The 19,604-nt window shown below is 38.1% G+C and carries 18 protein-coding genes; 8 read left to right on the plus strand and 10 right to left on the minus strand.

Features of this window, described 5'->3' with window-relative positions; genetic code table 11:
- The first annotated feature begins 87 nt into the window (after positions 1-87).
- The 7 genes from EHQ16_RS00150 to EHQ16_RS00180 are packed head-to-tail and all read left to right on the plus strand — an operon-like array spanning position 88 to position 8,303.
- On the plus strand, positions 88-960 hold the full coding sequence (locus EHQ16_RS00150; protein ID WP_135637453.1) for a Rossmann-fold NAD(P)-binding domain-containing protein: 873 nt from the start codon (positions 88-90) through the stop codon (positions 958-960).
- Positions 953-2,488 carry a hydroxymethylbilane synthase gene (gene hemC / locus EHQ16_RS00155; protein WP_135637454.1) on the plus strand — a complete coding sequence of 512 codons (1,536 nt, stop codon included), beginning with the start codon at positions 953-955 and terminating at the stop codon, positions 2,486-2,488. The genes EHQ16_RS00150 and hemC overlap by 8 nt, the downstream gene beginning before the upstream one ends.
- Positions 2,485-3,438, plus strand: a complete 954-nt coding sequence (hemB, locus tag EHQ16_RS00160) for a porphobilinogen synthase (protein ID WP_135637456.1) — start codon at positions 2,485-2,487, stop codon at positions 3,436-3,438. Before hemC ends, hemB begins: the two co-directional genes overlap by 4 nt.
- A complete protein-coding gene (gene hemL / locus EHQ16_RS00165) occupies positions 3,435-4,715 on the plus strand; it encodes a glutamate-1-semialdehyde 2,1-aminomutase (protein ID WP_135637458.1) in 1,281 nt (426 codons plus the stop codon). The genes hemB and hemL overlap by 4 nt, the downstream gene beginning before the upstream one ends.
- A complete protein-coding gene (locus EHQ16_RS00170) occupies positions 4,715-5,758 on the plus strand; it encodes a uroporphyrinogen decarboxylase family protein (protein ID WP_135637460.1) in 1,044 nt (347 codons plus the stop codon). Before hemL ends, EHQ16_RS00170 begins: the two co-directional genes overlap by 1 nt.
- A complete protein-coding gene (gene hemN / locus EHQ16_RS00175; protein ID WP_135637462.1) occupies positions 5,755-7,095 on the plus strand; it encodes an oxygen-independent coproporphyrinogen III oxidase in 1,341 nt (446 codons plus the stop codon). Before EHQ16_RS00170 ends, hemN begins: the two co-directional genes overlap by 4 nt.
- Positions 7,092-8,303, plus strand: a complete 1,212-nt coding sequence (locus EHQ16_RS00180; protein ID WP_135637464.1) for a protoporphyrinogen/coproporphyrinogen oxidase — start codon at positions 7,092-7,094, stop codon at positions 8,301-8,303. The genes hemN and EHQ16_RS00180 overlap by 4 nt, the downstream gene beginning before the upstream one ends.
- Here the strand turns inward: EHQ16_RS00180 and hemH are convergent.
- The 5 genes from hemH to EHQ16_RS00205 form a co-directional block, all read right to left on the minus strand.
- The gene (gene hemH / locus EHQ16_RS00185; protein WP_135637466.1) at positions 8,277-9,362 is read right to left on the minus strand and encodes a ferrochelatase; all 1,086 of its coding nucleotides are present in this window, start codon (positions 9,360-9,362) and stop codon (positions 8,277-8,279) included. The two genes, EHQ16_RS00180 and hemH, sit on opposite strands and share 27 nt — an antisense overlap.
- Positions 9,352-11,247 carry a type I DNA topoisomerase gene (gene topA / locus EHQ16_RS00190; RefSeq protein ID WP_244241861.1) on the minus strand — a complete coding sequence of 632 codons (1,896 nt, stop codon included), beginning with the start codon at positions 11,245-11,247 and terminating at the stop codon, positions 9,352-9,354. Before topA ends, hemH begins: the two co-directional genes overlap by 11 nt.
- A gap of 57 nt (positions 11,248-11,304) precedes the next feature.
- On the minus strand, positions 11,305-12,219 hold the full coding sequence (gene cysK, locus EHQ16_RS00195; RefSeq protein ID WP_135637470.1) for a cysteine synthase A: 915 nt from the start codon (positions 12,217-12,219) through the stop codon (positions 11,305-11,307).
- Positions 12,220-12,285: 66 nt separating this feature from the next.
- Positions 12,286-13,173 (minus strand): HEAT repeat domain-containing protein, encoded by an 888-nt coding sequence (locus EHQ16_RS00200; RefSeq protein ID WP_135637472.1) that lies wholly within the window; start codon positions 13,171-13,173, stop codon positions 12,286-12,288.
- Between the two features lie 45 nt (positions 13,174-13,218).
- Positions 13,219-13,767 (minus strand): polyhydroxyalkanoate synthesis regulator DNA-binding domain-containing protein, encoded by a 549-nt coding sequence (locus EHQ16_RS00205; protein WP_100720313.1) that lies wholly within the window; start codon positions 13,765-13,767, stop codon positions 13,219-13,221.
- Between the two features lie 58 nt (positions 13,768-13,825).
- Here EHQ16_RS00205 and EHQ16_RS00210 point away from each other — a divergent pair, with 58 nt between their 5' ends.
- Complete coding sequence (locus EHQ16_RS00210; protein WP_135637474.1) at positions 13,826-14,689, plus strand: hypothetical protein; 864 nt, start codon at positions 13,826-13,828, stop codon at positions 14,687-14,689.
- A 7-nt stretch (positions 14,690-14,696) separates the two neighbouring features.
- Here the strand turns inward: EHQ16_RS00210 and EHQ16_RS00215 are convergent, their stop codons facing one another.
- Genes EHQ16_RS00215 through EHQ16_RS00235 form a run of 5 tightly spaced genes read right to left on the minus strand, consistent with a single transcriptional unit; the run spans position 14,697 to position 19,506 of the window.
- A complete protein-coding gene (locus EHQ16_RS00215) occupies positions 14,697-15,470 on the minus strand; it encodes a hypothetical protein (RefSeq protein ID WP_135637476.1) in 774 nt (257 codons plus the stop codon).
- A 17-nt stretch (positions 15,471-15,487) separates the two neighbouring features.
- The gene (locus tag EHQ16_RS00220; RefSeq protein WP_135637478.1) at positions 15,488-15,997 is read right to left on the minus strand and encodes a TlpA family protein disulfide reductase; all 510 of its coding nucleotides are present in this window, start codon (positions 15,995-15,997) and stop codon (positions 15,488-15,490) included.
- A gap of 6 nt (positions 15,998-16,003) precedes the next feature.
- Positions 16,004-16,903 carry a decaprenyl-phosphate phosphoribosyltransferase gene (locus tag EHQ16_RS00225; protein ID WP_135637480.1) on the minus strand — a complete coding sequence of 300 codons (900 nt, stop codon included), beginning with the start codon at positions 16,901-16,903 and terminating at the stop codon, positions 16,004-16,006.
- Positions 16,900-17,934, minus strand: a complete 1,035-nt coding sequence (locus EHQ16_RS00230; RefSeq protein WP_135637482.1) for a hypothetical protein — start codon at positions 17,932-17,934, stop codon at positions 16,900-16,902. The genes EHQ16_RS00225 and EHQ16_RS00230 overlap by 4 nt, the downstream gene beginning before the upstream one ends.
- A 45-nt stretch (positions 17,935-17,979) precedes the next feature.
- Positions 17,980-19,506 (minus strand): TrkH family potassium uptake protein, encoded by a 1,527-nt coding sequence (locus tag EHQ16_RS00235; protein WP_135637484.1) that lies wholly within the window; start codon positions 19,504-19,506, stop codon positions 17,980-17,982.
- Positions 19,507-19,604 lie beyond the last annotated feature (98 nt).

Here is a 19,604-nt window from a genome sequence, read left to right on the forward strand (position 1 = left end):
GAGACTTAGTTTCAATATCATATTTTATTTTTTTAGAGACTGACAATCTTGTGACAGTTGGAACTTTGTATTTGATAGAATAAAATTATGTGGTCAAATCTGATTCTATTACATTCAAATGATCCCATAGATAAACCTTTAGACGATAAATGCCTAGAGGTTTGGCAAACATGCCAAAGATCAATTGCATTTAGTGACCGTCGCATTTTCCCCATTGAAGAATCCGAAAGGTTTTATAAAGGATACGAAGTATTCCATGGTTATGAGGCCTATCGTTTTCTTTTGGAAGTGGTTTCCGGGCTTAGATCAAAACTTTTTGGAGAATCGGAAATCCAAGCCCAGTTCCGAGACCGCTTTAGAGAAGAAAAAGTAACTGACTCTACATTTGCACTCTCTCTCTTAAGATTACGTGATCAAATTTTAGAACATACCAAACAAATACGATCCAAATATTTAACAGGGATTGGAAGACAAACTTATGGTAGTATTGCAGATTCTTATTTGCAAAATCATAAGTCAGTTACTCTACTAGGAACGGGAAAACTTGCAACTTCCATCCTTCCCTATCTTGTATCTAGAGATAAGGAAGTTCGCCTCATTGGTCGTAACCAAACAAAAATGATGGAGTTACAAAAAGAATTTTCGATCACAACTCATCACTGGGAAGATTACAAACCAGGCGAAGAAGCCATAGTCATTGCTTCCAGTTTTTTACCATTTAACTGGGAATCAATGATCGAAAAATCTTCTTTTATTTTGGATTTTAGAGAAACTGCTTTTAGTAACAATCCATATAAAAACTATATACCTCTTTCAAAAATTCTAAGTGATCTTCAAGAAACGGATGAACAAATCCAATCGGTAAAGATGGATTTACAATACTTTCTCACGGAACTCACAAGGGAACGAGAGGAGGAACAAATACACATAATGAATGGATGGGAAGATTTACTTGTCTGATATTATTAAAATCGGAGGAAGATCCTCACTTCTTTCTCGAATTCAAATCCTCTCTGTGAAACGAGCTCTCCAACAAAAAAATAAATCAAAAACATTCCAAACGGTATTTCGAGAATCAGCAGGTGATAAAGATTTAAAAACACCACTCTGGCAATTTGCTGGACAAGGAATTTTTACAAAAGACCTTCAAGAAGATTTACTAAATCAAAAAATAGATATTGTCATTCATTCTTGGAAGGATATGGACTTGAGGGAACGTAAAGACACAATCCTTGTGCCCATCCTAGAAAGAGAAGATGTTCGAGATGTTTTATTATTCAAAAGAAATAAATGGATATCAGCGCCAACTGACATTACCATCCTAACCTCTTCTCCCAGAAGAGAACATCACATCAAAGACTTCGTAAAATCTTATTTCCCAACTCCTATCAATTCGTTTCAGGTTAAAATAGAATCTGTAAGAGGAAATATTCAAACCAGATTACGAAAATATTTGGATCACGAAAACGGTGGGATATTAGTAGCCAAGGCAGCTTTAGATCGAATTTTAAATTTTGATGATGAAGAAAATCAAATCCCTGAACTAAAAGAAGTAAAACAACTCATCAGGGAAACAATCAACCTTTCCTTATTTATGGTGATGCCATCCTCTATTTTTCCTAGTGCACCAGCACAAGGTGCTCTTTGCGCTGAAATCAGAAAAGAAGACAAACACCTAGAATCGTTACTGAGAGAAATCTCCAATGCAAATGCTGAAACGACAGCCAATGAAGAAAGGAAAATATTATCAAAGTATGGTGGTGGTTGTCACCAAAAAATAGGTGTCTCCGTTTTAACAAGAGACTATGGAAAAATAACATTCGTTAAAGGGGAAACTGAAGATGGAAAAACCCTTTTTTCGAAAGAATTATCTGGAATTCCAGATTTAAGTTTCAACAAATCCGAAGTTTGGCCGCCAAACGCAAAAATGGCAGCAAGGCAACGAGAACGACTAACCTATACAATTCCCAAAGATGTAGATGTATTTGTTTCACGTGGCTATGCTTTCCCACTTGATTTATCGGTAAATCCGACAAATCAAATCCTTTGGTCTGCCGGATTATCTACATGGAAAGATCTCGCACTCAGAGGTTTTTGGGTGAATGGCACCTGTGATGGCTTAGGCGAAAGTGAACCCCCTTTGATAGACCTTCTTTTGGGCCGAAAACCAAAATTTGTGAAACTCACACATGTTGATTCAGACAAACATAATAGTATCTACCCAGTAATCCCGACCTATTTTGTTTCTGCTCCTGAAATTCCAGTTCCCTTTGATACAACCAATATCAAAGCAGCATACTGGCGCAGTGGCTCCGAATTTGATATAGTTACCAAACGATTTCCCGAATTATTAGATGTAATTCATTTTGTAGGACCAGGTTCCACTTTCAAAAAAATCAAACAGACCATTGGCGATGAAGCAGCAAAGGAAAGAGTTTTTGTATCTTTATCTTATGATTCTTGGGTAGAAAGGTATATAAAACCATGAAAAAACAAACACTTCGATTACGTTCCAACCAGTATTTAAGAAACCTAGGAGAAACCGGATCGTTAAATGTAAACAAGATGGTCCAACCACTTTTCCTTGCTGAAGGAATCTTAGAAAAAGAACCAATCAAAGGACTACCAAATGTTTTTCGCGATACCAGTAAATCTATCTTTCACCAAATTGAATCTGACCTAAAAGCAGGTGTTTCACAATTTTTATTATTTATGGTTCCGAAAGATAAGTCGGATACAAGTTTTCCAACTGAATTCTACAATTCCAATATCAGTGCCATAAAAAAAACATTCCCAAATATGTTTCTTTGGTTGGACACTTGTATCTGTTCAGTGACAACCACCGGTCATTGTTGTCATTTTCATCAATCAGGAACCATTGATCTAGATTTAACTTTAAAACGATTGTCAGACCTTGCACTTATTTATGCAAATGCTGGTGCCGACGGAATTGCACCCAGTGATATGATGGATGGTCGTGTTGGTTCTCATAGAAAAATTTTGGATGCCAATGGTCACCCCATGACACCTATCATGAGTTATTCGACAAAATTCAAAAGTAATTTTTATGGCCCATTTCGCGGTGCTGCTGATTCTTCTCCTCAGTTTGGAGATAGAAGTGGATACCAACTTGATGTTCGTGATCGAGATACTGCAATTCATACATCCATTCGAGACAAAGAAGAAGGTGCAGACTTACTCATGGTAAAACCAGGAATGACTGCGATTGATCTCATTGGTCCTATCAAAGAAAAAACAGGACTTCCTACTGGTGCTTACCAAGTGAGTGGAGAGTATGCAAGTCTTGTATATTTAGCCAAAGAAGGTTTTTTAAATTTTGAAGATGGACTAAAAGAAACTTGGGATGTGTTCCGAAGGGCTGGTTCATCTTATTTAATTACTTACGGTGCAAGGCTTGCACAAAGGTTGTATTCATGAATTCAGAAGAATTATTTCAAAGGTCTAAAAATGTGGTTCCCGGCGGAGTACACAGTCCCGTTCGTTCCTTCGCTTCTGTTGGAGGAACACCAGTATTTTTTAGCGAAGCTAGTGGCGCCTATTTAAAGTCAGTTGAAGGAAAGGAATATATCGACTATTGTCTCAGTTTTGGCCCACTCCTCTTTGGACATAGACATCCAGAAATCCAAGAAGTTGTCGAAGAAACAGTGAGGAAAGCTTGGTCTTTTGGAGCCTGCGAACCTTATTCACTGGAGTTGGCAGAATTCATTACCAGCCGTATCCCTTGGGTGGAAAAAATTCGTTTTGTCAACTCTGGAACTGAAGCAGTGATGAGTGCCCTTCGGGTGGCAAGAGCAGCAACAGGAAGAAGTAAAATTTTAAAATTTGACGGATGTTACCATGGTCACCTCGACCAACTTCTTGTGAAAGCGGGGTCAGGCCTTGCAGGTCTTAGTTCTAGTGACAGCAAAGGAATTGGGCAAGAAATCATCCAAAATACCCTCGTACTACCGTTAGATGATGAAATCGCATTAGAAAATTTATTCAGGGATCATGGAAAAAACATCGCCTGCCTTGTGATCGAACCTCTTCCCGCAAACTATGGACTTTTGCCGCAAAGAATCGAGTTCCTAAAAAAATGTAGAGAGCTCACAACAAAATTTGGCACATTACTTTTGTTTGATGAAGTTATTTCTGGATTTAGAGTTTCTTTCCAAGGCATGGCAGGCATTACAGGCATTGTTCCTGACCTTGTCTGTTACGGAAAAATCATTGGCGGAGGATTTCCTGTAGGAGCCTATGCAGGTAAAAAAGAACTAATGGATTTGGTGGCACCAAGTGGACCTGTTTACCAGGCAGGAACCTTATCGGCAAATCCCATTGGTATGCGTGCAGGTCTCAAAACATTAACTAAAGCATGGAATGAAAACCCTTACCCTGAACTCGAATCCAAAACAAAAAAACTAACTTCTGGTATACTAAAAACTCTGGAAGATTCAGGTGATCCCCATTGGGAAGTCGTTACGTTTGGAAGTCTATTTTGGTTGAAAGGCAAAACAAAAGAACCTGTTCGAACCATTACAAATATCCCAAGTGACCATAAATCAAATTTTGCATCTTTTTTCCACAAACTCTTAAACAAAGGTGTTTATCTAGCTCCCAGCGGATATGAGGTAGGATTTTTATCCACAGCTCATAATGATGAAGTTATAGAAGCCACTTTAACAAAAACAAAACAGGCATTAGAGGATAAATAATGATTACAACTCAATATAGAAATGAAAGGTTTTCCAACGCTCTAAATTTAATTCCTCAAAACATCCCACCGATTTGGTTTATGCGCCAAGCCGGTAGATACCATTCTCACTATCGCAAACTCAAAGAAACCTATAGTTTTATGGAACTTTGTAAACAACCGGAACTCGCGGCAGAAGTGGCTCTCGGGCCTGTCAAAGAATTCGGATTTGATGTGAGTATTTTATTCTCAGATCTACTGTTTCCCTTAGAAGCCTTGGGTATGGCTTTGACTTACGATCCTGGCCCTAAACTTTCCTTTTCACTTACCTCAGAAAAAGACCTACTTAAATTAAAATCTAGTGATGAAGCCATCGAAGGTCTGAAATTTCAAAGGGATGCAGTCCTTCGAACACGCGAAGTTTTACCAAAGGATGTTTCACTCATCGGATTTGTTGGGGGCCCTTTTACTCTTATGACTTACGGGAGTATCGGAAAACATGACGGAAATTTATCATTTATCAAAACCAACCAAAACTTCGTAGATCAATTTTATTCCATTCTTGTTCCTCTGTTGAAACAAAACATAGAATTACAATTGCAAGGTGGAGCAGAAGTAGTTATGATTTTTGATACCGCCGCTGGAATGTTAGATCCTTATAATTTCCATCGATATGTAGTGGATCCAATGAATGAATTAACAAAACTTTTTCCAAATCAAATTGGTTATTATGCTAAAACTTCTACGGAAACACAAATAAAACAAATTCATCAGATTCCAAATCTTGCTGGTTTTGGGGTGGATCATAGATTTTCCATTCAAGAAACACTAAAGAACTTCGGAGGAAAAGGATTCATCCAAGGAAATTTTGATCAAGAACTCCTATTTGCTGAAGAAGGAACACTTAAAGAAAAAATTAGGGAATACTTACTACCTATTAAAGATCTAAATCCAGAAGAAAGAAAGGGATGGGTTGCTGGACTTGGGCATGGAGTGCTGCAGTTCACACCTGAAAGGTCGGTTCACCTTCTGATCGATGAAACAAGAAAGGTATTCAGCGAATGAAACATCTACTCGAAAAATATGATATACCTGCACCAAGGTATACAAGTTATCCAACCGTTCCCTATTGGACAGACTCACCTACTTTAGAAGAATGTATCCAATCTTTGGAAACATATCTTTCGCCAAAAGATTCCAAATTAGCAATTTACCTCCACATTCCTTTTTGTGAGACACTGTGTACGTTTTGCGGCTGTAACACATCGATCACAAAAAACCATACAGTGGAAGAACCCTATGTTACGGCATTAAAAAACGAACTTCAATTATACACAGAAAAAGTATCGAGTTTAAGTGGAAAAAATTTAAGCGAACTTCACTTAGGTGGAGGAAGTCCAACCTATTTATCTGATTATAATTTACAATCCACCATTGAATTTATATTGAACAAATTAAATCCGACAGAAGATCCCCAATATTCCATAGAAGTGGATCCTAGAAGAACTCGAGTATCCCAACTCAAACTTTTGCAAAAATTAGGATTTAGAAGGATTAGTCTTGGTGTTCAAGATTTTGATCCAGAAGTTCAAAGATTGGTCAACAGGATCCAACCTTTTGAACTCACAGAAAACATCACTTTAGAAGCAAGGGCACTCGGATTTGATTCCATTAATTTTGATCTTATCTATGGACTACCGAAACAAACTCTGGATTCCATGAAATATTCCATTGAAAAAACCTTGGCACTTCGTCCAGACCGAATCGCATTTTATTCCTATGCCCATGTTCCTTGGATCAAAGCTTCTCATAGATTATTTACAGAAAAGGACTTACCTGAGCCTTCCGTAAAACGAGAATTATATGAAACCGGAAGGTCTTTACTTGAAAGTGCGGGTTATAGAGAAATTGGAATGGATCATTTTGCTCTTCCTCATGATAAACTTTGGAAAGCATTTGATACAAACAAACTACATCGAAATTTTATGGGTTATAGTGAATCCAAAACAGATGTGATGTTAGGACTTGGATCTTCCTCTATTTCTGAAACACCTGATCTATTTTTTCAAAACCAAAAATTAGAAATGAAATACCGTAAATCAATTTTAGACGGAATCATTCCCATCCTTCGAGGACATAAACTAAATTCTTCCGATCAAATACGAAAACATTTGATTTTAGATCTCATGACGTCTTGGAAAGTAAATGTTCCGAGTGAGATGAAAGCTCATGTAATCGACTTTTTACAAGAAATGGAATCTGATAAATTGGTCCACTGGCAGGACAACATACTCAGCGTAACAGAAAAAGGAAAACCTTTCTTACGAATCATAGCAATGGCCTTCGATGAAAAATTACAATTGGACAAACCCACAAAACCTGTTTTTTCAAAAGCGATATGAGTGAAGACGTTCATATTATTGGAGGCGGAATCACAGGTTTGTTTCTCGCCTACCACCACACCAAACGAGGTGACTCCGTTACTTTATACGAACACTCCGAAAAATTAGGTGGAGTGATTGGAACAAAAGATACAAACGAAGGTATTGTTGAACAAGCCGCCAATGGTGTTTTATTGACAGATGAAATAAAATCCATGTTGGAAGATATTGGGCTCACACCTGTTTTTCCAAACAAAGCTGCCAAAAGAAGATACTTTTGGGTAAATAAAAAAATATCCAGATTACCAATTTCAATACTAACAGGCATAAAACTATTATTTACCATTGTATTTAAAAAAATAAAATTCGACAAAAATCAAAATTTGGAAATCTGGGCAAACCAAATGTTCGGATCTTCCGTAACAAAAAACATCATTGAACCAGCAATTGGTGGAGTTTATGGAACAAGATTAGAGGCCCTGCAGGCAGAATCAATTTTTTCTAAATGGGATGGATCTGGAACAAAAACCATTTTGAAGGAAATGAAAAAAAGCGGTAAAAGATCTTACGGAACCGTATCTTTTCCGAAAGGAATGGGTGATTTGGCAAGTCACTTAGTTACATATTTAGAATCAAAAATTCAAATCAAAACCAACTTCCGATTTGAATCAATGGATGAAATTTTAAAACTAAAAGGCAAAATTAGATTTTGTATTTCATTAAAAAATCTAATTCCTCTACTCGGAAACCAAATTCAAACTTATGAAGTTCCCAATTTACTTTCCATCACCACGATCACTAGGTTTGGAAAACACCACCTAACAAAGAGACCTTGTTTCGGAATCCTTTTTGCCAAAAATGAAGGGATTCGTGCCCTAGGAGTCTTATCAAATTCGGATCTATTCCCTGGGCGAGTGAAAGAAGATCTTCATTCTGAAACTTGGATTTATCCTGAAACGGCTAAAGAAAATAATGAAGAGACTTGGGAATCCATTCTCGAAAAAGATAGGGAATTGGTTAGTAAAAAATCAGATCCACCAGTAGCTGTTTATGTTACCTCTTGGAGTGGAGTGTTTCCAGCCTATGATCGAAAACTATTTATCTTCAACCAAAAATTAGACATTTTAGAATCAGAATGGATCTCTCGCGGAATCGATATCCGTTTTTACGGAAATTATAGAAAGGGCATTGGGCTTAGGTCTTTATTTGAATCGACAAGTCGAGATTGATTCACCACCCATCTCCTGACAGATACACCGCCGGATCTCCGCATCAGCAACCAGCACTTTTTTAGAAAGATACTCCATAAACGGAAGGTAAGTTCCAAAGGCGGGAACTCGTATAAATGTTTTAGCACCTGATTGTATAGCGAGATCTTTAAATTGTTCTCCAATCTCTTCCAAAGTTTCCAAATGATCACTCACAAAACTAATGGGATAAACAGCGATGGATTTTCCTTCTTTTGCTAAAGATTCAATCATAGTTAAAGAACTTGGCTCAGTCCACTTGGCTGGCCCCACCTTACTTTGGTAAGAGATATGTATGTTTCCTAGAAATCCTAATTTTCTTAATTCAGTTGTAATTCCAAACACAGAAGATTCAATTTCTTTCATATACTGATCTCCCTTATGAATCAATCTCATGGGAACCCCATGAGCTGAAAAAACCAAATCTAAGTTTTTCCAATCAGTGTTTGGATTGTTTTTAGGAAAATGTAAAAAGTCTTTTGGATTCAAACCACCAGTAAAAAATTCATAAATAAATTTAGCAGAGATTTGGTGAAATTTTGGATCCGATGCAAAAGTAGGAATATATCCGCCACTTCCGACGGGACATTCTTTAAACTTTTTTTCCAAATGATGGAGAGTGGAAAGGACTGTTGAACGCGAATACTGAGGATATAACGGAAGATAGATGGTGTTTGGATTTGGTTTTCCAAATTCGGGATCTCGAATATGTGGATACCCGCAAGTCATCGCAATTTTTATCGTCCAATCGATATTCGTTGTTTGATTTAAGATTCGTTCAAGAGTCTTCGCTTGTTTTTCTGTTTCCGATACCAATGGGGATCCGCCACCAAAACCCATTGATTCGTAAGTTTTCCGAACCTTGGGAGTTCTTTTTTTAGCGATGAAACGAGCGAGCGGCATTCGCAAAAATTCAGGCAAAGGCAAATCAAAAACAAAAGGATCTGTAAATAGATCCATCAAAAAAACTTCAATTTCATCTGTGGTTCTTGGGCCACCTAAGTTCACAAGAATGAGTGTTTTTTGGGGTTTAAGATTCATAGGTGATGTAGTCACAGTGCGGGTAACGCGAACAAAAATAAATGGTTTTTCCTTTTTTGCCTAGTTTCGTTTTTACAACACCTTCAGCACAAACTGGACAAGTTCTTACACCCGTCTGCTCCTTAGGGATGGAAATTCTTGTTGTAGAGGCTTTTATCCTTGGGGAACGATTTGGGTTGGGTTTTGCATAAGAACCCGGAGGAGTCTCTTCTTTATTTTGGGGATATCTTCTTTCCGTATTCGTATATTTTTTTCTCGGTGTACGTAAGAGGCCAAGCAAACTATCATAAAAATTTTGGATCAGATTGATACGTGATGATTTATCTTCTGTGATTTGGTCTAACTTGTCTTCCAAGTCTTTTGTGAATGATTCTCCAATCATCTCTTGAAAGTTAAGAAAAAGATAATCATCCACTATCATTCCAAGGTTTGTTGGTCCAATGGATTTATGATATTCCACAATGTATTTTCTTGTTCTTAAGGTTTCGATGATACTTCCATAAGTGGATGGCCGCCCCACCCCTGTATCTTCCATCTTTTGTACGAGTTTGCCTTGTGTGTAACGAACGGGTGGTTCCGTTTGTTTTTCTTCGATAGAGTGCGACTCGTATAAAAAAGAGTCTCCGACCTTCCAATCGAACTTTTTCGTTTTTTTTTCCTGGTTCCTTCTTCCAAAAGCCTTAAACCCAAAATCAGTAATGAATTCGTTTTTATAGATAAAAACATGATTGTTTTTATGAAATTCATAGATTGTTTCTTCACCTAACTCTGGCTTCATCAGAGAAGTCAAAAATCGCTCCCAAATCAAAGTATACAAACTTCTTTCTTCATTTGACAAATAAGATCCAATGGTCTCAGGACTATAATCTGGATGAATGGGAATCACTGCCTCGTGAGCATCTTGAGAGTATTTTTTCTGTTTTTTAGGAGTGGTAGATCCTTCGAAGACCAAACCAGGAAAATGTTTTTTTAAATAATCCTCTCCTAACTGTCGTTTCGAATCGGACACACGTGTACTATCCGTACGCATATAAGTGATAAGACCAATCCTTTCTCCAGAACCAACCTTTTTCCCTTCAAACAGTGTTTGGGCTATTTTCATTGTTTTTTTGGAATCAAAACCCAAAACACGAAAACTAGTTTCGAGTAAACTTGCGGTAGAAAATGCCGGCGGAGGATTTCGTTTGATATTTTTCTTTTTGATCTCGGATAATAAAATTTTTTGTAACCGATTTGGTTCAGGAAGGATTTCTATTTCCGTAAGGACTTTTTGAATCGATTTAGAATCTAATTTATCTTTTGTTTGGTGGTCTAATACCACAGTCTCCCCAGAAACTTTTCCCTGTAGTTTTAACTGATAGTAAATTTCTTTGGAAAAATTTTGAATTTCTTTTTCCCTTTCACAAATCCAGTGTAAAACAGTGGACTGTACCCGACCTGCAGACAAAGAAGAAATTTTTAGTTGTTTCCATAAATCGGGAGAAATCTCAAATCCAAAAATTCGATCTACAATTCTTCTCGCAATTTGCGATTCAATTTCCGCAAAATCCAAACCAGATTTGAGTTTGATCTGACGGTTCACTTCCGATTTAGAAATTTCTTTTAAACGAAGGCGGAATATTGGTTTTTTTAATTTTGCCAATTCATCAAAACAATGTTTGGCGATAATTTCCCCTTCCCTATCAGGGTCACTGGCAATATAGATGATGGAAGCTAATTTAGCTTTGGTTTTGATGGCAGAAAAAACAGTTTTTTTTCCTTTTAACCATTCGTATTCAGGTTCAAATTGATTCTTAAAATCGATCCCATAGGATTTGGCTGGAAGGTCTTTGATATGACCTTTGGTAGCAACAACAACCCAATCCTTATCTAAATAAGACGAGATTGTTGTTGCTTTTGTCGGTGATTCGACTATTAAAAGTTTGGTGATTGTGAATCCCTATTAAACAAAAAGACCTTCAACGGATAAGTATCTTTCTCCTGTATCATAACAGAAAGTAAGTACCTTAGAACCCGCTGGAATTTCTTTTAGTTTTTTCGATACAGCAGCAAGACTAGCACCAGAAGAAGTTCCAATAAAAATTCCTTCTTTTTTAGCTGCAAGAACTGCCATAGTGAATGCTTCGTCTTTACCAACAGTGATGATTCCATCGAGTAATTCTGTTTTACAGTTTTTAGGAATGAATCCCGCACCAATTCCTTGGAGAGGGTGTGGGCCAGGTTTACCACCACTAAGAACGGGAGAACCTTCTGGTTCCACAGCAAATACTTTCAGTTTTGGAAATCTTTTCTTTAAGTTTTCCGCACATCCAGTGATATGACCGCCCGTACCAACTCCAGTGATGATGTAGTCCAAACCATCTGGAAAATCTTTTGCAATTTCTTCTGCTGTTTTTTCTCTATGAACTTGGATGTTGGCTTCGTTTTCGAACTGTTGTGGCATCCAAGCATTTGGATTGGCAGCAACAATTTCTTGTGCTTTTGCAATCGCACCAGGCATCCCTTTTTCTCGAGGGGTCAATTCAAACTTAGCACCGTAAGCTGCCATAATTCGGCGTCTTTCCACAGACATATGTTCCGGCATTACAAGAGTGATGGAGTATCCTTTAACAGCTGCTACCATAGCAAGACCAATACCAGTGTTACCCGAAGTAGGTTCTACAATGAAAGAATCCTTTTTTAATTTTCCTGATTTTTCTGCTTCTTCGATCATCGCAAGAGCAATTCGATCTTTGATGGATCCACCTGGATTTTGTCTTTCGAGTTTCATATAAACTTCATGGTCGTTTCCAAAAAGTCGTGACAATCTTACGTGAGGTGTATTTCCGATGGCTTCTAGAATGCTATTTATTTTCATAATTTCTCCGCTCTTGTCACATTTTAGGAGAAAAAGCGGATTTGTCCACAATGAAAAATAGAAAACTTAAGGAGTATGAAAGGAAACGAGAAACTGATAATCGGACTTCATTTGTTTTAAAACCTTAGGATCATTTTCGGACTCAATCACCTTCTCTAAGTAAGGTGCTGAGGTTCGGAAGTCCAACCTTCGGAGAGCATCCGATGCTTTGGCCCGAACTTGTGGATCTTTATCTGCGAGTGATTCTAAAACAGCTTTATAATTCTGGTTTGGCAATCGTTCTAGTCCAACAACCGCAGACAAAATAGAAATTTTTGTATAGGGAACGGATTCCTTACCTAAGGCGTCGTTTAAGTTAGAAAGTGACTCTCGTTTTCCAGAAAAATAGAGAGCATCTGCCGCCGCACTCCGCAGATAAAAATTGGGACTTGTCAAAGCCTGTTTGATTGTGGATTCCGATTCAGAAGTCAAAGGTAAGGAACCTAAAGCTCGTAAGATTTCTCCACAGGCCAAGGTGATTGGAATTTCGCCGTCTTCATAAAAATACGGACTGGAAAGAGAATTACGATCTGCCACCCCATCCTTCCAAGTTCTTGCTTTAGGAGGATTGTGTTCTGAGATGTTGGCTGATTCCTTTTGATAAGTTTTGATTAAAGAAGGAACTGCCAACTTTTCACCCTTTCTGGCAAGAGCCTGGGCCGCATAAAACTTAACAGCAGGAGCATTTCCAGGACTTGTAGGAAAATTCGGAGAACCTTCCATAACTGAAATAATATCCCGAATGCCCCTGTTGGATTTAACAAAGGCTAGCTTGTCTATTGCATCGCGGATTTCAAATATATCTGAAGAAGAAAGTCTGGTTCGTTGGATTTCAAAAAAACGTTCCTCTGTTTCAGCAAAAATGAATGCCGGCCATAAGAGGACATACAAAAAGAAAATAGACTTTCGAATCATTCTAAACTACCCCCCAGTTGGGACGGATATTCTAGCTGATTTCTACTAATTTTCTTTTAATTTTTCTGCGACTTCTTTTAATTTTTCGGAAAGATCGCCAAGTGTGGCCTTGTTTTCTTCCAAAATAGACTGGCTGAATTTTTCCAAATCCCTCTGGATTTGTTCCTTTTTTTCACTGGCTCTTGAGGCCATTTTGCGTAATAGATCTTCTCGGTAGTGGCTGAAGTCTGCCTCTTTGAGTTCCCCAAGTTCTACCATCGAATTTACAATTTTTTCCAGGCGTTCGGAGGTGAGGTAGTTGGCACCAATCCCTCCGAGAATCAAACGTTCAAAAAGTCCGGAAACATCCCGACCCGTTTCACGGATGAGAGATGTTAACATGAAGTTAGAAAAATCTTCGTTTCTTTGTCCAAGACTTACCTTTAAAAAAGTTTGGCCCAAAATTTTAGGAGTGATGTCTTCTCCTGTCATATTGTCTTGGACTTTGATTTCTTCTCCCCCAATGATCATCTTAGCCACATCTTCTAATGTGATTGTGGAACTAGTTTCTGGATCATAAAGTCTACGGTTTGCGTATCGTTTAAGGAGCTTCATCGGAGATGCTTTTTAAAATGACTTTCAAGCCTGGGGGGTCAACTAAAATACAATCGTAATGGACTCTCTATTCGGTGCTGTTTTGACACAACTTCCGGAGCTTGAAAAAAACCTCCTCGTCGCATGGTTACAAGTACAAGGATTCGTCGTAAAAGAATGTACACAGAAAACTTGGAAAGACCATTCAGATTCCCTTCGTCTTTTTTCCAAACCAACACCAGAAATTGCAAAAGAGTTATTGGACTGGAGCATTGAACCAATATTATGCGGTAATTTTACAACAGCAGAAAAAGAAAAATATAAAGATATGGGTGTTTCCTTATTATGGGAGAAACCATATACAGAAATCCATACTTTTCCATCTAAAACCTTACCTTTGTCAAAATTGACTTGGGTTGTTTACACAAAAGACCAAAACCTAGACAAACACCTGTCAGTATTTTTAAAGGCTATGGGCCAAACTGTATTTACCGAAGGTAATTTAGATTTTCTCGTAAAAAGAATCCAAACCGGGCCTTGCCATTTCCTCATTTTGGATTGGGATGTCATTGATCCAAGAGTCACCGTTCCTGGGCTCACAAAACTAAAAAGGGAAAAACAGTTTTTATCTCTTGGAATTAAAGATTTTATGAAAGAACATCTTTACCGGGATTTAAAAACAGGGATTGGAACCATATCTGAAGTTTTAGTATCTAAATCAGATTTTTGGCAAGTGTTACTGCAAAGTTTTCCATTCACTGAAGAATCAAAAAATGAGTATGGATGGAAAGAAACACAGAAACCCATTTCAAAACTTCAGTTTACATTTCAGGAAAAACATATCCCGATAGGAATGGCACTTGTCGAGTCAACGGATATAAAGATGATACAAACCCATCCACAAATCCAAAATATTTTAAACCTATTTCGTTGGTTTTCTTAAATTCAGTTCATTCAAAAAGTAACATATCGTCACTCGAAAGTTCTCCCGCACCTCGGTTTGGAAAGGCTTGTTCAAAAAAGAGAGCTGCGAGTAAATCAAAGTCTTCATCTTCTTCACGATGTTCCAACTCCCAAAGTTCATTTCTACGTTTGATGAGTAGTGATACAGTGGCATCTTCCAATGCAAATTCGATTTTAAGACGATTGAGTGTGCGAATGAAAAAGTTTAAGTTATAAATTACATAATCTCTAAAGTAAGTAAGTCCCGCAATGGTTGGTTCGTATTTCAAAAGTGCTTCTGTCAAATAACAGGCAGTTTTTAAATCTTCCGTTGCCCCTGTTTCTTTATAGGCTTTAAAAATATGATGAATCGTTTCATGCATAGAAATTGTAGAATGGTATGAGTCTTCGATGAGTCTTATGGCTTCCGGATGAGATTCCATATAAGCAAATACATCTACGATTTCACGACTGGCTGCAGCTCGTTTTCTCTCGGCATCACTCAGATCATCTGTAATTTTAGGATCTACAAGAAGGATAAAAAGATATTTAGTTTCAAAAGCAAATCTAGATTCTTTGGGGATATAGTATTCGATCCAAATTGGTTCTTTGTAGTAGTCTAGTGATTCTTGGAAACTGAGTTCCGGTGTGACTTTGAGGGATTTAAGTTTTTTTACGTCATCAGTGATGACCTTTTTTCCTTCGACCCGAGTTTTACTGCGTTTGATTTGTCGGAGTTCCGACTTATTCAAAAGCGGTTTGGGTTTGAAGGAAGAATCCATGTTATATCATCGACAGTTTAGAAGAACCGCAAAAGAAAAGTACGAAGCCAAAACCCGATAGGGCTCAGGATTCCTGTATCAGAGAACACAACCTTTCCTTCTTCATTTAAAAAAACAGTCGTTGGGTAAGCCGAAATCCTCCATTCTTTTAACATTCGGTAGTCGGCAGCATAAATTGGATGTTTTGCTTCCGGAGTGAGTTTCGTCATGATGTCTTTGGTTTCTTCTGAATCTTCTGCTTCCAGAACGGAAAGGAAAATGGTGGATTTTGGCAAAAAACTTAAATTGGCATCCAATATGGGTGCGTAAGCCTTACAGATGGTGCACCAAGTGGCCCAAAAATACACCACCTTGGGATGACCCTTCCAAGAATTGGCTTCTGTGGGTGTGGTAGCAAGCACCTCAATGGGAACCCCGGGCCTTGTGTCTCGCCCCTTAAAATAAGCAAAACAAAGGGTGGTCGAAAAAAAGAAAACAAAGGCGGAGACCACCTTCCATCCATACGGTAACTGCTTCCAAATTTTCATAGTCTCTTAATGTAAGACTGGTGGTTGGCCTGATATGTTCCCAAACATTAAAAATAAGATGAGAAGCAACCAGATAAACCCAGAGATAAGGACACTGACATCGGTGAGAATGGCTTTGGTTGGGTTATGACCCATGTTCTTTATATAAATGATATAGAGGGAACGAAAGACCGCATACACGACGATCGGAACCGTATAAACCATATAAGGAGTTCCTAAACTTTTTGCGGTTTCAGGACTCACGGTATACATCACATAACTAACGAGTGTGAGTGTGGCAACGACAGCCATCATCAAATCCAAAAACTCAATAGAATATTCTTCTAAAATTTTTCGATGTTTCCCAGCATCCGTTTTTAGGATATTGATCTCTCCCCTACGTTTGGAAAATCCCCAAAACAGAGCCAACATAAAAGTACAAAGTAATAACCAATGAGAAAACTCCACTCCAATGACAACAGCGCCAGCGATGGCACGTAACACAAAGCCGATGGAGATACTCATTACATCCAAAATCACAATATGTTTTAAAACTTTGCTGTATAACATATTAAAAAGGAGATAAAAGATGGTGAGGTAAAAAAATACAGGCGAAAGTTTATAAGCACCAATGAGTGCTACAGGAAGGATCACACCAGTAATAGCCAGGGCTATTCCTGAGTCCAAAGCCCCACTCGCAAGAGGTCTATGTTTTTTCTCAGGATGAGTTGCATCTTCTTTTTGGTCTAAAAAGTCATTAAACACATATTGGCAACTAGCAACTAGAGAAAAACAAAGAAAGGCCAAACAAACCTTTGTTAACGAAGGAAGTTCAAATATTTTTTTTGAAAAAATTAAACCAGCAAATAGGATCACGTTTTTGATCCACTGGGGAACTCGCATTAGTTTGAGATATAGGTAGATCATTTTTTCTTCACTTTATGGGCTTCAATGTATTTCATTTTGAACTGAATTTTTTTTGCATCGTTTAGAGTTGGAAATACCAATTGGATTTGGGGATCAGATCCTGTGGTAATCATTTCCACAATCTCACCCGGGGTTTGTTTCCCAGCCGTTTTGATATCTATAATTTTCAAAAAATCTTGGTAATCTTCAGGGAGTAAATTTGGACTCACAACTATTTTTTTAAAATAGATTTCCTTACCTTTAGAATCAAAGATCCTAATTTGATCCAAAACAAAATGAATCCCTCTTTGTTCGAGAGGATCAATCCGAAGGCCACCAAAATTGGACATGGCTTCGGTAAGTTCAAATTGGAACTCCACCCAATTACCCATATCTTTTTTAAGAACTGGCAATGAAACCATCCTTGCTTCGGAAGTTTCCGGTTTATCCTTATTCACAAAGGTAAAAATTTTGATACTTTGGTCTTTTAAGACAGGATATTTGTATTGGTAATAAAGAAATCCGAAAAGGCTGAGAGAAAAAATAACACTTAAAAAAATAATTCGGATTTGTTTGATCCGCTGAAACCGGTCGAGGGGAGTCGCATAACGCGTCTTAAAATCTTTTTTGGAGTCTTCTAAAAGAAATTCATAGGTATCAAGGGCAGAAGAAAAGTATTCATCCAGTTCCTTACCTGAAAGTTCTGCTAGTTTTCCGAAGGACTCTAAAAAACGAAATGGTTTGAATTTTTTCTCTGATTCCGGGATGGAAAAATGCGAGAGGTTTTCTCCGAATGGAATTTCTTTTTGGTTGGATCTTACACGTTCGAAGTTTACGAGATCATATGTTATGTAACGAAATAGAAGTTTGGCATCCTCCCATTTGTCACTCGCCATAAGAAGCTCTATTGATTCCAATCGGGACTCAAGTAAAGATAATCCTTTTTTTTGAGACTCTTTTGTTTTCTCTAATTCAAGTTCAGACGTAGACAAAACAGGGGTCTTCCAGTCGGAAAAGAATAGATCTCGAATGCTTAAATTCACAAATACCAAGTCTTCCCTATCCTCAAAATACTAAAACTGATTTTTATCCCCATTCTAACCGACTTGGATTTTCACACCGTCGTCGACAGTTCCCATTTTAGGAACCCCAGAGTGACCCGTGGCAGCAATGAGAACCGTAAAAATCCCGACTCTACCCACATACATCACTGCAGCGTAAAAAATCTTTTCGATGTCCCCCAGTTGGGATGTTAAGTTCAAACTATAACCAACTGTGGAAAAGGAAGAGATGAGTTCGAAAAAAATGACATGGAGAGAATGTTGGTTTTGATCCAAAATCCCGAGAAAAATAAAGATAAATGCCAAGGCGATGGTAGCTAAAAAGTAGACTCGGATGGCAACGGCCACAGAGTTTTTGGATACAATTTCCCCAAACAACATCACTGGTTTGGAGGGTTGGATCACATTTTTTAAATAAGCAAGTAACAGTACAAAAGTGGTTATTTTAATACCACCGGCAGTACCTTGAGGACCACCACCGATGAACATTAATACGGTAATGATGATGATAGTGGCATCATTCAAATGACCCAAATCCATTGTCGAAAATCCAGCAGTCCGGGAACATACTGACATAAAAAAGGCATTGGATATTTTATCTACAAAAGCTAACTCGTGAAAGGTGTGAGGATTCGACCGTTCTAAAAAGTAAATCCCAATAAACCCAGATAACAATAAAGCAAACGAACCATACACTAAAAGTTTGGATTGGATTCTTGTGGTTTCCCCACGTAAATGTTTGTTATAATCACCCAACCTGTTTTCTAAAAATGCAGAAAACTGTGCCGGGAGTAATAATAACCTCGGAACATTACCGGTTTTTAATGCTTTTTCCATCATCAAAGTTTCAGCCATCACCTCAATGCGGTAAACAATCCGCACAAACACAGTGAGGAGAAATTTTTCTAAAAGGATGATCACTGGAAATCCAATCCCTCCGAAGATCACAAGACCCGATACAATGTATAAGGAAAAAGGATCCAATCGAAGTGCACTTAGATCATCTGTGATGGAAAAACCCGCGTTATTAAAAGAAGAGATGGCAGTGAAAAGAGAAAAGAACCAACGACTGTTTCCGCTTTCCACTCCTTCTGGCATATGTAGATAGAGCCCGATGGCTCCGAGTATTTCTAATGAAAAAGATATATTGATAATCGAAAGTAACATCCGATTGACTTCGTTTGTGGCAAGAGATTCTGTTTCTGCTTGGGTATCAATGGCCGCTCCCACAAAGGCGTTGAAACGAGCGTTCCTGGAAATCCCCTGTGTGATGAGAAACCCAACAATCACCGTAAAACTGATGATCCCGAGTCCGCCCAGTTGGATGAGAAAAAGCATAATCCAATGGGTGGAATGTTCGAGTCCCGAAAGGCGGACGGGAGAGAGTCCAGTGACACAAATGGAGGAAGCCGAAAGGTAAAAACTATCCACATAGGAAAGTTCCCCCTCTTCCGAAATATAGAGGGCGAGGGAACCCACAAGAATGGCAGCAAAAAAACCCAAACAAACCACTCGGGCAAAGGACAGTGTTCGAAAAAATCGATTGAAACGCGCTAGCGGCATATTCCCCTAATCTCTACTTTCTCCAGGATTTTCCCTTTGACCAAAAATCCCAAGTACTTTACAAACGCAGTCGATTTCAGATTTTGGTAGAATCAATT

It is taken from the genome of Leptospira kanakyensis (assembly GCF_004769235.1).
In the GTDB taxonomy this organism is placed as follows: domain Bacteria; phylum Spirochaetota; class Leptospiria; order Leptospirales; family Leptospiraceae; genus Leptospira_A; species Leptospira_A kanakyensis.

Excerpts from the sequence above, each read along its gene's own strand:
- hemL (WP_135637458.1), top strand. The coding sequence starts at position 3,435 with ATGAATTCAGAAGAATTATTTCAAAGGTCTAAAAATGTGGTTCCCGGC.
- EHQ16_RS00210 (WP_135637474.1), top strand. The coding sequence starts at position 13,826 with ATGGACTCTCTATTCGGTGCTGTTTTGACACAACTTCCGGAGCTTGAA.
- EHQ16_RS00215 (WP_135637476.1), bottom strand. The coding sequence starts at position 15,470 with ATGGATTCTTCCTTCAAACCCAAACCGCTTTTGAATAAGTCGGAACTC.
- EHQ16_RS00180 (WP_135637464.1), top strand. The coding sequence starts at position 7,092 with ATGAGTGAAGACGTTCATATTATTGGAGGCGGAATCACAGGTTTGTTT.
- EHQ16_RS00150 (WP_135637453.1), top strand. The coding sequence starts at position 88 with ATGTGGTCAAATCTGATTCTATTACATTCAAATGATCCCATAGATAAA.
- EHQ16_RS00225 (WP_135637480.1), bottom strand. The coding sequence starts at position 16,903 with ATGATCTACCTATATCTCAAACTAATGCGAGTTCCCCAGTGGATCAAA.
- EHQ16_RS00235 (WP_135637484.1), bottom strand. The coding sequence starts at position 19,506 with ATGCCGCTAGCGCGTTTCAATCGATTTTTTCGAACACTGTCCTTTGCC.
- cysK (WP_135637470.1), bottom strand. The coding sequence starts at position 12,219 with ATGAAAATAAATAGCATTCTAGAAGCCATCGGAAATACACCTCACGTA.
- EHQ16_RS00170 (WP_135637460.1), top strand. The coding sequence starts at position 4,715 with ATGATTACAACTCAATATAGAAATGAAAGGTTTTCCAACGCTCTAAAT.
- EHQ16_RS00220 (WP_135637478.1), bottom strand. The coding sequence starts at position 15,997 with ATGAAAATTTGGAAGCAGTTACCGTATGGATGGAAGGTGGTCTCCGCC.
- hemN (WP_135637462.1), top strand. The coding sequence starts at position 5,755 with ATGAAACATCTACTCGAAAAATATGATATACCTGCACCAAGGTATACA.
- hemB (WP_135637456.1), top strand. The coding sequence starts at position 2,485 with ATGAAAAAACAAACACTTCGATTACGTTCCAACCAGTATTTAAGAAAC.
- hemH (WP_135637466.1), bottom strand. The coding sequence starts at position 9,362 with ATGAATCTTAAACCCCAAAAAACACTCATTCTTGTGAACTTAGGTGGC.
- EHQ16_RS00205 (WP_100720313.1), bottom strand. The coding sequence starts at position 13,767 with ATGAAGCTCCTTAAACGATACGCAAACCGTAGACTTTATGATCCAGAA.
- EHQ16_RS00200 (WP_135637472.1), bottom strand. The coding sequence starts at position 13,173 with ATGATTCGAAAGTCTATTTTCTTTTTGTATGTCCTCTTATGGCCGGCA.